Origin of the sequence: Cupriavidus pinatubonensis (assembly GCF_019602855.1) — a bacterium.
Taxonomy (GTDB): Bacteria; Pseudomonadota; Gammaproteobacteria; order Burkholderiales; family Burkholderiaceae; genus Cupriavidus; species Cupriavidus pinatubonensis.
Map to the genome: position 1 here is coordinate 3,057,516 of NZ_CP080767.1, position 14,525 is coordinate 3,072,040.

The window sequence follows — 14,525 nt, forward strand, 5'->3', positions numbered from 1 at the left end:
AACAAGGAAGTTCTGACATGACTGCAACGCAATCGACTACCGTCGCCTTCATCGGCCTGGGCGCCATGGGCTCGCACATGGTCCGCCACCTGCTGGCCGCGGGCCACACGGTGCGCGCATTCGTGCGCCGCCCTGAGGCGGCCGAAGCCGCCCGCGCGCTCGGCGCCGAACCGTTCTTCACGCCCGCCGAAGCGGCGCGCGGCGCGAGCGTCGTGTTCACCAACGTGACCTCGTCCGAGGACGTGCGCGAGGTGCTTCTCGGCGAGAACGGCGTGATCCACGGCGCCGCGCCCGGAACCGTATGCGTCGACCACAGCACCATCTCGCCGATTGTCACGCGCGAGATCGCCACGGCGCTGGCCGCGCGCGGCATCGACGCACTGGACTGCCCGGTGTCGGGCGGCACGGCCGGCGCCGAGGCTGCCACGCTGACCATCATGGTCGGCGGCAAGCCGGAAGTGCTGGAGCGCGTGCGCCCGCTGCTGGCGCTGCTCGGCAAGAGCATCACCTACATCGGCGGCAACGGCGCGGGCCAGGTGGCCAAGCTGTGCAACCAGATCGTGCAGGTGGTCAATATCGAAGGCATCGCGGAGGCGATGCATTTTGCCGCTGCACAGCAGGTCGACACCGGACGGGTGCTTCAGGCGATCTCCACGGGCTTTGCGGGCAGCCGCATGCTGGACCTGATGGGCCCGAAGATGGTCGAGCGCGAGTTCGCAGCCGGCATCGAGGCGCGGTTGCACGACAAGGACTTCGGGCTCGCGCGCGATATCGCGCAGGAAATCGGCCTGAAACTGCCGGCCATGCAGGCAACTTCAGCGCAGCTGAAGTCGCTGATGGAACACGGCTGGGGCAAGGACGATACCTCGTCCCTGCTGCGCGTGCTGGAAAACTGAGAGCGATTACGTCCTGACGCCCGTCAGTGTCAGGACAGCGCGCAGCAGCGTGCTGTCGGGATTGGCCAGGTCGTCCATCACGTTGAAATGGTGCCGGCCCGGCAGCGGCACATCCTGCGCCGCATTGGCCGGCCACGCCGCTCGGATCAGCGCGTTCTGGCGGTGGTACTCGGCCGCTTCCAGTTCGCCGACGGCCGTCACCAGCGGCGCGTTCGTCGCGGGCTGCATGAACGCCGGCGACAGGCGCGCCACGTCCTCCTCGGACAGGCGCAGGTCGCGCTGCAGGAAATCGGCGCGCCGCAGCGGTTCGAGGTCGTACAGGCCGCTGATCGACAGGCCGCCCTTGACCAGGTCATCCGGCAAATCCGGCCCGACCTGTGGCCATAGCGCCGCCATCAACATGGCCACCAGGTGGCCGCCGACCGAATGGCCCGCCACGAAGATGCGGGAATGGTCATGCCCAAGCCGTTCCGACTGCCGGTAGAGCCACGCCACGCTGCCCACCACCTGGCGCACGATGGCGGGCACCGTCACGGACGGGCACAGCGAATAGTTCACCACCGCCACGGATACGCCGAGCCGCGGCAACTCGCTGGCCACGAAGCTGTGGTCGCGCTTGTCCAGCGCGCGGAAATAGCCGCCATGCACGAAGACCAGCAGCGGCGGACGCTCGCCGGTGCCCGGGAAGTAGTCGAGCCGCTGGTCCTGCGCATGGGTCGCACCGGGCGCCGCGTAGCTCAGATCCTCCTGATAGCCGCCACGCGCCCGCACCTCCGCCGACAGCCCCGCCCAGCGCGCCATGTGCTCGGCGTTGTCGGGCACGCGCGCACGGTTGTTGTATTCTCGCTCGTAAAAGGCCGGGTCCTGCGAAGGCAACCGGGCCAGGCTGGACAGGGAGGATTGTGCGGGCATGGCGGGCTCGACAAGGTGGCAAACCCTGGCATGCTAGCCCCTGCCCGGCTCGCGCGGATATCCGTACCAATACCCACTCACCGGACGCGCCACATGGTCGTCAAACGCAGTCTCCGGGCCGGCCGGCATGACCAGCTCGGCCCGCCTGACCCCGACCCCGAGGCCGCCACAGGCCGCTGTCCGCTCTGCGGCCGGGAACTCGTGGCGGGCCCGAGTACCGACCTGCACCACCCCGTCCCGCGCAGCCACGGCGGCCGCGACACCGTACCGATGCACCGCGTCTGCCACCAGAAGATTCATTCGGTCTTTACCGAGGCCGAGCTGGCCGGCAGTTTCCATGACTGGGAAGCGCTGCGGCGCCACCCGGCCATGGCCGACTTCATCCGCTGGATCGCCCGCAAACCGCCCGAATACTACGACCGCAGCCGCCACACCAACGAACGGCGCGGTCGGTGAACGGCCTCAGGTTGTCGCCAGAGGCAATTTCCGGCATAATTCGCGGCTCAGCGCGGTGCCGATTCCGGCGCCCACACCTGCCCGGGTGGTGAAACAGGTAGACGCAGGGGACTCAAAATCCCCCGCCGCAAGGCGTGTCGGTTCGAGTCCGACCCCGGGCACCACATACTCTTCCGAAGCAGTCCACGGAAATCCATCCACTCCACACGCTCAGCGTCCCGGCAATTCGTAGGCGATTGTGCGGATGACTCCACCGCTGTCGGGCACTTCGCAGAGGATCCGCGCGGACAGCACCTTCATATTGAATGGCGGCGCAGTCAGGACTAGTCCACTCGGTTGTTCCCCGAACAGGCGCAGGTGCGAGCCGATCGCTTTGTCGAGATTGGGCGTGAAACTGGATCCCAGGGGCAGGTATTCGGTCAGAATCAGAATCTTGTACGGCCCCAGTTTCGATAGCACGGTGGCAATGCGCACATTGTCCAGGTGGTCCAGCACCTGGCGCAGGAACACAATATCGCCCGGTGGCAACGGGTCGGTCGTGATGTCCACGCAACGAAAGTCGACGTCGAGATGGGAAAAACGCGTGCGGTTCGATTGGATCGCCGCATCGACCACGTCGCACGCCATATAGCGTCCGCATACAGACCGGATGCGCTTGCCGACGTTGAAATCGCCGCAGCCCAGATCCACGACCGTCGGCCGCTCGGGCAGTGCACTCAGGTACTCGGTCACTGCCTTCACATACGGCTCGACAATTTTCGGGTCATGAGAACTGCTGCCGCTATAGAACCCGGACTGATCTTCCGCTACGCCCCAAGCGCCGGTCTTGTACACATGGGTGAACACTTCGCCCAGCGGCTTGCCTTCATACATCGAGCCTTCCCTGCGTATCACACGGTCGCGATGGAACTTCAACACCCATGCCGGAATCAACGGCTTCAGCCTTTGCTTGAATCGTTGCGCCAGCACGGAACGTGTGGAAGTGACAGCCGTAGTCATGTTGCCTCCTGTTCTGGGACGGGGGTGGGGAACGATTTGGTTGTCTGAGTCTAGCAACAACCAAATGCCGCTCCATACCAAAGGATGATGACGTTTGTGCGGAAGGCCTCAGAACGGCAGAACTGCTTGGCTTGTTGTCATGGGGTCGCCACTTCGCTTCAGCGATGACACGCCAAGTGGATGATCCCCATTTCGACAACCCGGCAATCAACAATCAAAAGCGCATGCCCTTATGTGCGCCGATCGCCTATGGATAGAACGAACGCGTCGTTTGCATGGCGGGCCCTCCGCAGTATCGTCTCGATACCCTGACGCGGTCGCCGCCATCAACAACACATCACCGGAAATCCATCGTGCCCAAGCCCCTGAAGATCGTTGCAGTCAACGGCAGTACCCAGCAACCCTCGCGCACGCTAGCGCTGGTCCACGCGCTGATCGGCGCGCTCGACGCACGGCTGCATGTCGACGCTCGCGTCATCAGCCTTGCCGATATCGCGCGCCCCCTCGGCGGCGCCCTCTGGCGCACGGAACTGCCGCCCACGATCGAGGCGGAACTGCAGGCGCTCGAATCCGCCGATCTCATCATCGCCGCGGCGCCGGTCTATCGCGGCACGTATCCGGGACACTTCAAGCACCTGTTCGACCTCGTCGGCCAGGAAGCTCTCACGGACAAGCCCGTGCTGCTGGCAGCCACCGGCGGCAGCGACCGACACGCACTCGTACTCGAGCACCAGTTGCGGCCGCTCTTTGGATTTCTACAGGCTTTGACACTGCCCATCGGGGTCTATGCGAGCCCCTCGGATTTCGCGGGCCACACGGTGCAGAGCCCCGCGCTGCTCGAGCGTATCCGGCTCGCGGCCGACCGCGCTGTGCCGCTGTTCGCGGCAAATCAGCGGGTCGCATTGAAGGCCGCGTAAGCGCCGAGCACAGCCCGCACGATCGCGCGAAACGCCTAGCCGCCTCGTCGATGCACGCGAGACGGCCGGTATCCCCGGCACCACATCCGTGCGACCCACTCGCCGCCCTGCGTGTCGGACGGAATCCACTGGCGCATCCGCCCACGGTTTTCCTATGCTATGCATTGGTCAATCCCGCCACGGAGTCCCAGCCATGACGCGATATGCACGATATGCCGTCCCTGCCCTTGCCTGCATTGCCCTGCAGGCCGGTTGCGCCAACATGAACATGGACAGCATGACGCAGGCGGGCGGCAGCCTGTTTTCTGCCGCCTCGCTGTCCGATGCCAACGTCAAGACCTTGTCCGACCAGTCATGCGCGGAGATGGACAAGAAGAACACCATCGCCGCAGCCGACAGCACCTACACGAAACGGCTCGCCAACGTCATGAGCGGCCTGGGCAATACCGGCCTGCCGCTTGATGCAAAGGTCTACATGACCAAGGACGTCAATGCCTGGGCCATGGCCAACGGCTGCGTGCGTGTCTACAGCGGCCTCATGGACCTGATGACCGACGATGAAGTCCGCGGCGTGGTCGGGCACGAAATCGGCCACGTCGCGCTGGGGCATACCAAGGCCGCCATGCAGGTTGCCTACGGCACGTCGGCTGCGCGCGGCGCGCTGGGCGCGCTGGGGAACCCGACGCTTACCGCGCTGACGTCATCGCAGATCGCGGACCTTGGTGAGCAGTTCATCAACGCGCAGTTTTCCCAACGGCAGGAAAGTGCCGCCGATGACTATTCTTTCGATTTGCTGACGAAGAACGGTGCAAACCGGCAAGCGCTTGCCTCCGCGTTCCGCAAGCTGGCCTCGCTCGATGGCGGGCAGTCAAGCATGCTGAGTTCCCACCCGGGCTCGCTTGAGCGCGCCAAGCATATCGACGCGCGCCTTGCCGGAGGCAAATAAGCGCGACACCGTGACAGCCGTGCGACACCCGATTGGGTGAAGCACGGCACAAGCATCTCCAGCCCACACTGCACCGCACCGCGATGCAGTGCAGCAGCCATTGACGGCGTTTAAATCACAGACAAAAGCTTTCACTACGCCGGCCACAACTCGACAGTGATAATCCATCGCGCCGCATCCAGGCGGATGCGGACGCGTACTGGCTGCTCGCCTGACCGTACGTTTCTCACGGCCAGTTTCGACGGCATGTATCCGCGCCACGCTGAACGCACCAGGGATATCGTTGCCGCGCAATGGAATTGCTTTCAGACTTGCTTGCCTCCCAACCGGAGATCGCGCTCTTCCTCGCGCTCGCGGTCGGCCATGCGATTGGCGCGATCCGTTTCGGGCCATTCCAGCTCGGCGGCATCTGCGGCACGCTGATCGCCGCGCTCGTGATCGGGCAAAGCGGGGCGCGTCTCGACAACGACGTCAAGAACGTTGCCTTCGCGGTGTTCATCTTTGCGCTCGGCTTCACCGGTGGCCCGCAGTTCTTCGCCAATGTCGGGCGCGAATGGCGCATCGGATTGCTCTCGCTCGTGGAAGCCTTTGTACTCCTGGCACTGCTTGCGATCGCCGTACCGTTGCTGAGCCTGGACCAGGGTACGGCCGCCGGCCTGCTCGCCGGCGCCGCGACCGAATCGGCCGTGATCGGCACCGCTTCCGAAGCGATTTCCCGGCTCGGCATCTCTTCCGAGCAGGTGCGCGTGCTGCAGACCAATATCGTCACCGCATACAGCGTGACGTACCTGTTCGGCCTGATCTCGATCGTGCTGTTCACGAGCCAGCTCGCGCCGTGGCTGTTGCGCGTGAACCTGCGCGAATCGGCGGAAAGGCTGTGGCAGAAGCTCGGCGGCGAGAACGACTTGGGCGAAGGCCAGAGCAGCGCACTGCCGTTGCTGGTCGGTCGCGTGCTGCGCGTGGAACGCGTCGCGGGCAAGACGGTGCTGGAAGCGGAGCAACTGGTCGCGCTCGGCGCAACGATACGGCGCGTGCGGCGCGATGGCGAGACCTTCCGGCCATCGCCCGCCGAGTTGCTGCGCACCGGTGACGTTGTGCTCGCAGTCGGCCGGCGCGATGCAATGGTGGCCTTCGCCGGCTACGTCGGCACCGAGTTGCCTGAAGAGCCCGGCATGGAAGCCGTGCAGAACGAGCAGGACGTGCTGCTCACGCGGCGCGAGATCCGCGGACTGACGCTGGCCCGGCTGCGCCAGATGGCCGACGTCGGCATGGGCCGCGGTGTCTATATCCAGCGTATCTCGCGCATGCAGCATCGGGTGCCCACGCTGCCGGAAACGGTGCTCGAGCGTGGAGACGTACTGACGCTGAGCGGACCGCAGGAAGCCGTGCAGCGCGTGGTGCCGGAACTCGGCTACGCGGTCACGCCGACGATCAAGACGGATTTCGTGTTCCTGGGCATCGGCGTGCTGCTAGGCATGCTGATCGGTGCGTTCAGCGTCAAGTTCGGTCAGGCCGATCTCACGCTGGGGACCGGCGGCGGCTGCCTCGTGTCGGGCCTGATCTTCGGCTGGCTGCGCGCGCGCATGCCGCTGTTCGGCTCGCTGCCCTCTTCCGCGGCCGAGATCCTGAAGGACTTCGGCCTCGCTACGTTCATTGCCGCAGTCGGCCTGTCCGCCGGACCCGATGCGATCACGCTCATCCGCGAGTACGGCCTGATCCTGCCCGTCGCGGGCATCCTGGTTTCCGTGGTGCCGGCCGCGATTTCGCTGTTCATCGGCCACCGCTGGCTGAAGCTGGACACGCCGATCCTGCTCGGCGCCGTCGCAGGCCAGCACTGCAGCACGCCGACGATCATGGCGCTGACCAGCGCGGCCGGCAACGGCACCCCGGTGATCGGCTACACGATCACGTATGCGATTTCCAATGTCCTGCTTCCGCTGCTGGGGCCGATTTCCGTGGCCATGGCGGGCGCCCTGGCGAGGCACTGATGCCCCGCGACTGAGAACACGTTTCACCAACCGGGCAGCACATTCAGCCCTGCAGTCTCAACCCGCTCCCATCGCAACAGGAGGCCCTCATGGAATGGTTGCATGACATTTTCCAGAAATCGCCGGAATCAGCGCTATTCCTGTCGCTGGCCGTCGGCTATGCCATCGGCAAGATTACGTTCGGGCGCTTCCAGCTTGGTGGCGTGGCGGGCTCGCTGCTGGCCGCGGTGCTGATCAGCCAGGTCGGCGTCCAGATCGACAATGGCGTCAAGGCGGTGATGTTCGCCGTCTTCATCTATGCGGTCGGCTACGAAAGCGGCCCGCAGTTCTTCAACTCGCTGAACCGCAGCTCGCTGCGCGAGATCGCCATGGCGGTGTTCATGGCGGTATGCGGCCTGGTCACGGTGGTGGTGCTGGCCAAGATCTTTGATCTCGACAAGGGCATCGCCGCAGGCCTGGCCGCAGGTGGCATGACGCAGTCGGCCATCATCGGTACGGCCGGTGATGCGATCACCAAGCTTGGGCTGCCACCGGACCAGGTGAAGCAACTACAGGCAAACGTTGCAATAGGGTATGCGGTGACATATGTGTTTGGGTCTCTCGGCGCGATCATCGTTTGCGTGAACATCCTGCCGCGCTTCATGAAAGCCGACCTGAAGGAAGACGCGAAGAAGATGGAAGCGCAGCTGCACGGCGGGCTGCCGCAGTTCGGCCCGAACCAGCGCGGTGCGCTGCCGCGGCTAGTGGGCCGGCTTTTCCGCGTGGGCGGCGCTGCGGGCAAGACCGTTTCGCATATCGAGATCGGCGGCGAGGATCTCGTCACGGTGGAGAAGATCCAGCGCGGCGGCAAGGCGCTCGAGGTCAAGCAGGACATCGTGCTCAAGGACGGTGACCTGGTGCTGCTGGTGGGCCGCCGCGACGCCATGGTGCCCACGGCCGCGCTGATCGGCGAGGAAGTCGCCGATGTGGAAGGCATGGGCGTCGTCATGCAGACGCGCAAGGTGGTGTTCACCGCCAAGGGCATGAACAACAAGACGGTCGCGGAGATCGTCGAGATGGTGGGGCGCGACATGCGCCACGGTGTGTACATCGAGCATATCGAGCGCTACGACAACCCGCTGCCGTTGCTGCCAGAACTGAAGCTGCAGCATGGCGACATCCTCACGCTGTACGGCACGCCGGCCGATACCAGGCGTGCCGCGCAGATGGCCGGGTACGAACTGGCGCCCACCGAGAAGACGGACTTCGTCTACTTCGGTGCCGGTGTGCTGGTGGGTCTGCTGATCGGCCTGCTGGTATGGCGCATCGGCTCGATCCCGCTGACGCTCGGCGCCGGCGGTGGTGCGCTGCTCTCCGGCCTGGTGTTTGGCTGGGCCCGATCCAAGCACAAGATGTTCGGCGCGATGCCGACTGCCGCGTGCCAGTTGCTGAAGGACTTCGGGCTCGCTGCGTTCGTGGCCATCGTCGGCATCAACTCGGGTCTGCAGGCTGCTACCACGTTGAAGCAGCAAGGCCTGACCATCTTCATCCTTGGTGCCGTGGTCACGCTGCTGCCGCTGTTCCTGACCATGTTCTTCGGCCGCTACGTGCTCAAGTACGACAACGCCGCGCTGCTCGCGGGCGCGCTGTCCGGGTCGCGCAGTGCGAACCCCGCCTTCGGCGGCATTCTCGACAAGGCCGAGAGCCCGGTGCCGACCGTGCCCTTCGCCATCACCTACGCCATTGCCAACGTGCTGCTGACGCTGCTCGGACCGCTGGTGGTCGGCCTCGTCTAGCGGTCACGTCGTTTCACCGTTCTTCCTGCTGCGCGGGCCGCCCTTCCCTCCCGGCCCGCCAGCGCCAACCCGACAAGCGTCTTAACAGGAGCAAGTCATGACCAAACCGGATATGTCCAAGCTGGCGAGCCTCTCGCCGTTCGAACTGAAGGATGAACTGATCAAGCTTGCCAGCAGCGATGCGGACCGCCTGATGCTGAACGCGGGCCGCGGCAACCCCAATTTCCTCGCCACGATTCCGCGCCACGGCTTCTGGCAACTCGGCCTGTTCGCCATGCGCGAATCGGAGCGTTCGTTCTCGTACATGCCCGAAGGCGTAGGCGGCTTCCCGCGCCGCGAAGGCATCGAGGAACGCTTCGACCTGTTCGCGCGCGAGTTCGCGCACGTGCCGGGCGTCTCGTTCCTGGCCGGAGCCGTCTCCTATGTGCGCGACCAGCTTGGGCTGAACGCCGGCGCTTTCCTCTATGAAATGTGCGAAGGCATCCTGGCCTGCAATTACCCGGTGCCGGACCGCATGCTGAAGCTGTCCGAGGTCATCGTGGGCCAGTACATCCGCAAGGAGATGATCGGCAACCATCCGTTCATCGGCGAGTTCGACCTGTTCGCGGTCGAAGGCGGCACCGCGGCGATGACGTACCTGTTCAACTCGATCCGCGAAAACCACCTGCTCAAGGCCGGCGATACCATTGCGCTGGGCATGCCGATCTTCACGCCGTACATCGAGATCCCGGAACTGAACGACTACAAGCTCGTCGAGCTTTCGGTCGAGGCCGATCCCGGCGAACGCTGGCAGTACTCGAACAAGGAACTCGACAAGCTGCGCGACCCGAAGGTCAAGGCCTTCTTCCTCGTCAATCCGAGCAACCCGCCCTCGGTACGCATGAGCGATGAAAGTCTCGAGTACCTGGCGTCAATCATCGAGGAACGTCCCGACCTGATCATCCTGACCGACGATGTGTATGGCACCTTTGCTGACAACTTCGTCTCGCTGTTTGCGATGTGCCCGAAGAACACCATCCTGGTGTACTCGTTCTCGAAGTACTTCGGCGCGACCGGCTGGCGGCTCGGCGTGATTGCCACGCACCGCGACAACGTGTTCGACGAAAAGATCGCCGCGCTTCCCGATGCCGCGCGCAAGGAGCTGCACGAACGCTATACGTCGATCACCACCGAGCCGGACAAGCTTAAATTCATCGACCGCCTGGTGGCCGACAGTCGCACGGTGGCGCTGAACCACACGGCCGGCCTGTCCACGCCGCAGCAGGTACAGATGGTGCTGTTCTCGTTGTTCTCTCTGATGGACACGCCCGACAACTACAAGATCGCCATGAAGCGGCTGATCCGGAACCGCAAGGCTGCGCTGTATCGCGAAATTGGCATCGCGCCGGAGGCGGACGATCCGAATGCCGTGGATTACTACACGCTGCTCGACATCGAGGCGCTGGGCGGCAAAGCGCTCGGTCCTGACTTCGTGAAATGGGTGCTCGCCTCGGTGGAGCCCAATGAGCTGCTGTTCCGCCTGGCTGAAGATGCAGGCGTGGTGCTGCTGCCAGGCCGTGGCTTTGGTACGCGCCATCCGTCCGGCCGCGTATCGCTGGCCAACCTGAACGAATCGGACTACGCGAAAATCGGCCGCTCGATCCGCAAGCTCTTCGAGGAGTATGTGGAAAAGTACAACGAAGCCACCGGCAATAAGGCCAACAAACACGTGGTGAAGAAGTAGGCGCGACGCGCCCGGCACTGCGGTTCCGGGCGCGTCGCCGGCTGCATGCGGTTGGCTGCATGCAGCCGGCTCTGGTATGGTCGTGGGCGATTCCAGTGACCTCCGCCGCCATACCCGAGCCCCGGCATGCCGCTTCCACCGTTCCTGTCCTCGCTGCCCGATCCTGCCCTGTGGTGGGGCCCGCTGTTCACGGTGACCGAATGGGCGATCCGCCTGACGATGCTGGTCTACGTGCCGCAGCGCCGTGCGCCGGCTGCCGCGCGCACGTGGCTGCTGCTGGTGTTCTTCCTGCCGTGGCTGGGCCTGATACTTTATGCGCTGTTCGGACGCATCTACTATCCGAAGTCACGCCGCCTGAAACTGGCCCGCATCAACCAGGGGATCGAGCAGCTGCGCGCGCGCATCAGCCATGAACTGCCACAGGGTCCATTGCCGGATGGGCTGTGCCAGACGGGTTCCTGCCTGATTGAACGGGTCGGCTCATTCGCGCCGATGCGCGGCAACGATGTCACGCTGATCGACCGCTACGACGACGTGATTGCCGCAATGGTGGCCGACATCGACGCCGCGAAGCAGTCGGTGCACATCCTGATGTACATCTACGCGGACGATGCGACGGGCCGAAGGATTACCGACGCCGTGCTGCGCGCCGCGCGCCGTGGCGTACGCTGCAGCGTGCTGATGGACGCGCTCGGTGCGCGCGACGGACTGAAGGCCTTTACCGGCAAGCTGCGCTCTGCCGGCGTGCAGGTGGTACCGGTGCTGCCGATGCGCTCGCTGTCGGCAGTGCTCAAGGGCAAGAGTGCGCGCTTCGACCTGCGCAATCACCGCAAGATCGTCGTGCTCGATGGCAGCGTCGGCTATATCGGCTCGCAGAACGTCGTCGATGCCGAATCGATGCCGGGTCTGCCCAATGAGGAACTGGTGGCCCGCGTGACCGGCCCGGTGGTATCGCAACTGCAGGCTGTGTTCCTCGCGGACCGCTACCTCGAGACCGGCGACAAGGACCTCGGCGCTGCCGATTTCCCGCCGCTGGCGCCGGACGGGCCGTGCATTGCGCAGATGCTCCCGAGCGGGCCTGGCTACGGCACGCAGAATGCGCAGATGGTGCTGGTGTCGATGATCCACAATGCCGTGCGCCGCGTGGTCATCACCACGCCTTATTTCGTGCCCGACGAGTCGTTCCTGCAAGCGCTGCACGTCGCGTGCTATCGCGGCGTGGAGGTGCATCTGGTGCTGTCCCAGCGCATCGACCAGCGCTTCACGCAGGCCGCGCAGGAAGCGTATTTCGGTGTGCTGCTGGAATCGGGCGTGAAGGTCCACCTGTACCGGCCCGCGTTCCTGCATGCCAAGCATGTGACCATCGACGACACGGTGGCGATGGTCGGCTCGACGAACATGGACATCCGCTCGTTCGCGCTCAATGCGGAATCGGCGCTGGTGATTTACGACAGGGATGTGGTGGCGAAGATGGTGCGCATTCAGCAGCGCTATCTGGCTGCGAGCGACACCGTGGTACGCGAGAAATGGGCCGCGCGGCCGTTGCGCACGCGGACCTGGCAGAACCTTTGCCGGTTGGCGGATTCGTTGTTGTGATGGCGAGGGCTGCGGCAAGCGCTGGCCCTCTCCACGGAGTTCGGCTTAACGCCCTTCTACAAACCCCAGCACCGCCGCCAGCATCTGCTTCAGCGACGGCTGCAGCGCCGAGGCCTTGGCCTCGTCATACGCGAACGGATACGACTCGCTCATGTACGCCGATTGCGCGAGTTCGAGCTGCACGGCATGCACGCCGTCGCGCGGTTGCCCGTAATTGCGCGTGATATAGCCACCCTTGAAGCGACCGTTGAGCACCGCAGTGTGGCCCGGGATACCCTGTGCAATCTCCAGCAGTTCGTCCGCCAGCGATTGATCACAGCTATCGCCATTGGCCGTGCCGAGGTTGAAGTCGGGCAGCCTGCCTTCGAAGAAGCGCGGCAGCATCGAGCGGATCGAATGCGCATCCCACAGCGCCACCGTGCCGTGCTGCTGGCGCAGGCGAGCGAGTTCCTCGGCCAGCGCGCCGTGGTACGGGCGCCATACGGCATCACGCCGCGCGCCGATCTCGGCATCGTCAGGACCGACGCCGTTCGCGTACAGCGGCGTCTTGTCGAAGGTATCGACCGGGCACAGGCCGGTGGTGTCCTGGCCCGGATAGAGATTGGCGTTATCGGGCGGTCGGTTCAGGTCCACCACGTAGCGCGAATGGGTGGCCGCCAGTACCGACGCGCCAAGTTCGCGCGCGAAGTCGTAGAGGCGTTCCAGGTGCCAGTCGGTATCGGGCACCGTGCGTGCCTCGGCGGTCAGCCGCTGCGACACGGTGGCGGGTAGGTAGGTGCCGACGTGCGGCATCGATACCAGCAGCGGACGGGTGCCGCGATGCAGGGTAAAAGCGGGGGTGTCGGTAGAAAAGGACATGGTCTGTGCAATGCAGGGCAGCGCGCCGCGCAATGCGGCGGCTGCCGGTTTTCAGTCGCCCAGCAGGCTCGCGCGCGCCGACACGAACAGCTGGCCAGCTTCCGCCTGCAGCGGATGCGCACCATGCTGCACGCGGCAACGGCCGGCAGTGCGGACTTCCGCTAGTGTCTCATGGCCGTGGTTGGCAAAGACGTGCGTGGCCAGCGCCTGGGCGCCGTCAAGCCCCGCCAGCGCGGGATGCGAGCCATCGAGCACGACGAAATCGGCCTGCTGGCCCGCCGCGAGCCCGGCTACCGCGCGGCCCGTTGCACGCGCACCGCCGGCCACCGCCTCGAGGTAGAGACGATCCGCGACCTGCATATGCGATTCCGAGGCCAGCACATTGCGCTGCTGCAGGGCCAGCCGCTGGCCGTACTCGAACATGCGCAGCTCTTCGGCGACGCTGACGCTCGCATGGCTGTCCGAGCCGATGCCCCATGCACCGTGCTGGGCGAGGTACGGCGCCGCTTCGAACACGCCATCGCCCAGGTTTGCCTCGGTGGTCGGACAGATGCCAGCCACCGCCCCGCTGTGCGCGAGGCGCCGGCGTTCATCCCAGTCCATATGCGTGGCATGCACAAGGCACCAGCGCGCATCGACCTCGGCATGGTCGAGCAGCCATTCGACGGGCCGGATGCCGGTCTGCGCGATGCAGTCGTCCACCTCGCGCTGCTGCTCGGCGATGTGGATGTGCACAGGTGCAGTAGGATCCATCGCATGCAGGCCGGCCAATGCGTGCGTGAGGCTTTGCTGTGGCACTGCGCGCAACGAGTGCGGGGCGAGGCCCAGGCGCGCGCCGTGCTGCGCGCACGCGGGCGACAGGCGTTCGAGCAGCCTGAGCATGGCGTCGGTGTCATGCAGGAAGCGGCGCTGCTCCGCCACCGCCGGCTTGTCGCCGAAGCCGGCCGTCTGGTACAGCACCGGCAGCAGCGTCATGCCGATGCCAGCGCGTTCGGCCGCGCGCAACAGGCGCAAAGACATCTCGGCCGCGTCTGCATATGGCTTGCCGTCGATGTCGTGGTGCACGTAGTGGAACTCGCATACGCTGGTGTAGCCCGCGCGCAGCATCTCGATGTAGAGCTGCGTGGCGATGGCCTCCAGCGTGTCCGGCGACAAGCGCAGCGCGAAGCGGTACATCAGCGTGCGCCAGCTCCAGAACGAGTCTGCGCCGGCGGGATCGCCGCCCTGCGTCACGCTGCGGTATTCCGTCAGGCCGGCAAAGCCGCGCTGGAACGCGTGCGAATGGAGATTCGGCATACCGGGCAGCACGGGGCCGGCGGCGCGCGGCACATCGGCACTGGCCGATGCGCCCGCCTGCACCGTTGTCAGGCGGCCCGTTGTATCCCATGCCAGTAGCACGTCGCGCGCCCAGCCGGTCGGCAGCAGCGCGTGGGGTGCAAGAATGCGTGCTTCGTTCATG

Annotated in this window: 12 protein-coding genes and 1 tRNA gene; 9 read left to right on the forward strand and 4 right to left on the reverse strand. The window is 65.2% G+C overall.

Translation table 11 applies throughout. The annotated features are described in order from the left end of the window. The first annotated feature begins 17 nt into the window (after positions 1–17). Positions 18–896 (forward strand): NAD(P)-dependent oxidoreductase, encoded by an 879-nt coding sequence (locus K2O51_RS26845; RefSeq protein WP_011298849.1) that lies wholly within the window; start codon positions 18–20, stop codon positions 894–896. A gap of 6 nt (positions 897–902) precedes the next feature. Here the strand turns inward: K2O51_RS26845 and K2O51_RS26850 are convergent, their stop codons facing one another. Beyond that, complete coding sequence (locus tag K2O51_RS26850) at positions 903–1,808, reverse strand: alpha/beta hydrolase (RefSeq protein ID WP_011298850.1); 906 nt, start codon at positions 1,806–1,808, stop codon at positions 903–905. Positions 1,809–1,901: 93 nt separating this feature from the next. On the opposite strand from K2O51_RS26850, the gene K2O51_RS26855 reads away from it, so the two are divergent. Next, positions 1,902–2,264 carry an HNH endonuclease gene (locus K2O51_RS26855; protein ID WP_140951130.1) on the forward strand — a complete coding sequence of 121 codons (363 nt, stop codon included), beginning with the start codon at positions 1,902–1,904 and terminating at the stop codon, positions 2,262–2,264. A 79-nt stretch (positions 2,265–2,343) separates the two neighbouring features. Further along, positions 2,344–2,428, forward strand: a tRNA-Leu gene (locus K2O51_RS26860). Positions 2,429–2,474: 46 nt separating this feature from the next. Here K2O51_RS26860 and K2O51_RS26865 read toward each other — a convergent pair. Then, positions 2,475–3,263 (reverse strand): class I SAM-dependent methyltransferase, encoded by a 789-nt coding sequence (locus K2O51_RS26865; RefSeq protein ID WP_011298852.1) that lies wholly within the window; start codon positions 3,261–3,263, stop codon positions 2,475–2,477. 353 nt (positions 3,264–3,616) lie between these two features. Here K2O51_RS26865 and msuE point away from each other — a divergent pair, with 353 nt between their 5' ends. The 6 genes from msuE to cls all read left to right on the forward strand — a co-directional run bounded on the left by msuE (position 3,617) and on the right by cls (position 12,208). After that, on the forward strand, positions 3,617–4,180 hold the full coding sequence (gene msuE, locus K2O51_RS26870) for an FMN reductase (RefSeq protein ID WP_220631009.1): 564 nt from the start codon (positions 3,617–3,619) through the stop codon (positions 4,178–4,180). Positions 4,181–4,373: 193 nt separating this feature from the next. Next, a complete protein-coding gene (gene loiP / locus K2O51_RS26875; protein ID WP_011298854.1) occupies positions 4,374–5,126 on the forward strand; it encodes a metalloprotease LoiP in 753 nt (250 codons plus the stop codon). 293 nt (positions 5,127–5,419) lie between these two features. Beyond that, positions 5,420–7,114: an aspartate-alanine antiporter gene (gene aspT, locus K2O51_RS26880; protein WP_011298855.1), complete on the forward strand. Its 1,695-nt coding sequence runs from the start codon at positions 5,420–5,422 to the stop codon at positions 7,112–7,114. Positions 7,115–7,203: 89 nt separating this feature from the next. After that, positions 7,204–8,889 carry an aspartate-alanine antiporter gene (gene aspT, locus K2O51_RS26885; RefSeq protein WP_011298856.1) on the forward strand — a complete coding sequence of 562 codons (1,686 nt, stop codon included), beginning with the start codon at positions 7,204–7,206 and terminating at the stop codon, positions 8,887–8,889. Positions 8,890–8,986: 97 nt separating this feature from the next. Further along, positions 8,987–10,612: a bifunctional aspartate transaminase/aspartate 4-decarboxylase gene (locus K2O51_RS26890; RefSeq protein WP_011298857.1), complete on the forward strand. Its 1,626-nt coding sequence runs from the start codon at positions 8,987–8,989 to the stop codon at positions 10,610–10,612. A 126-nt stretch (positions 10,613–10,738) separates the two neighbouring features. After that, positions 10,739–12,208: a cardiolipin synthase gene (gene cls / locus K2O51_RS26895; protein ID WP_011298858.1), complete on the forward strand. Its 1,470-nt coding sequence runs from the start codon at positions 10,739–10,741 to the stop codon at positions 12,206–12,208. A gap of 45 nt (positions 12,209–12,253) precedes the next feature. Here the strand turns inward: cls and hutG are convergent, their stop codons facing one another. Both hutG and K2O51_RS26905 read right to left on the reverse strand, forming a co-directional pair. After that, positions 12,254–13,066 carry an N-formylglutamate deformylase gene (gene hutG / locus K2O51_RS26900; protein ID WP_011298859.1) on the reverse strand — a complete coding sequence of 271 codons (813 nt, stop codon included), beginning with the start codon at positions 13,064–13,066 and terminating at the stop codon, positions 12,254–12,256. A 51-nt stretch (positions 13,067–13,117) separates the two neighbouring features. Continuing rightward, complete coding sequence (locus K2O51_RS26905; RefSeq protein ID WP_011298860.1) at positions 13,118–14,524, reverse strand: formimidoylglutamate deiminase; 1,407 nt, start codon at positions 14,522–14,524, stop codon at positions 13,118–13,120. Position 14,525 lies beyond the last annotated feature (1 nt).

Bases quoted from the DNA above. Each gene is read 5' to 3' on its own strand.
- K2O51_RS26865 (WP_011298852.1), bottom strand. From the start codon at position 3,263: ATGACTACGGCTGTCACTTCCACACGTTCCGTGCTGGCGCAACGATTC.
- K2O51_RS26845 (WP_011298849.1), top strand. From the start codon at position 18: ATGACTGCAACGCAATCGACTACCGTCGCCTTCATCGGCCTGGGCGCC.
- K2O51_RS26850 (WP_011298850.1), bottom strand. From the start codon at position 1,808: ATGCCCGCACAATCCTCCCTGTCCAGCCTGGCCCGGTTGCCTTCGCAG.
- loiP (WP_011298854.1), top strand. From the start codon at position 4,374: ATGACGCGATATGCACGATATGCCGTCCCTGCCCTTGCCTGCATTGCC.
- cls (WP_011298858.1), top strand. From the start codon at position 10,739: ATGCCGCTTCCACCGTTCCTGTCCTCGCTGCCCGATCCTGCCCTGTGG.
- aspT (WP_011298855.1), top strand. From the start codon at position 5,420: ATGGAATTGCTTTCAGACTTGCTTGCCTCCCAACCGGAGATCGCGCTC.
- aspT (WP_011298856.1), top strand. From the start codon at position 7,204: ATGGAATGGTTGCATGACATTTTCCAGAAATCGCCGGAATCAGCGCTA.
- hutG (WP_011298859.1), bottom strand. From the start codon at position 13,066: ATGTCCTTTTCTACCGACACCCCCGCTTTTACCCTGCATCGCGGCACC.
- K2O51_RS26855 (WP_140951130.1), top strand. From the start codon at position 1,902: ATGGTCGTCAAACGCAGTCTCCGGGCCGGCCGGCATGACCAGCTCGGC.
- K2O51_RS26905 (WP_011298860.1), bottom strand. From the start codon at position 14,524: ATGAACGAAGCACGCATTCTTGCACCCCACGCGCTGCTGCCGACCGGC.
- K2O51_RS26890 (WP_011298857.1), top strand. From the start codon at position 8,987: ATGACCAAACCGGATATGTCCAAGCTGGCGAGCCTCTCGCCGTTCGAA.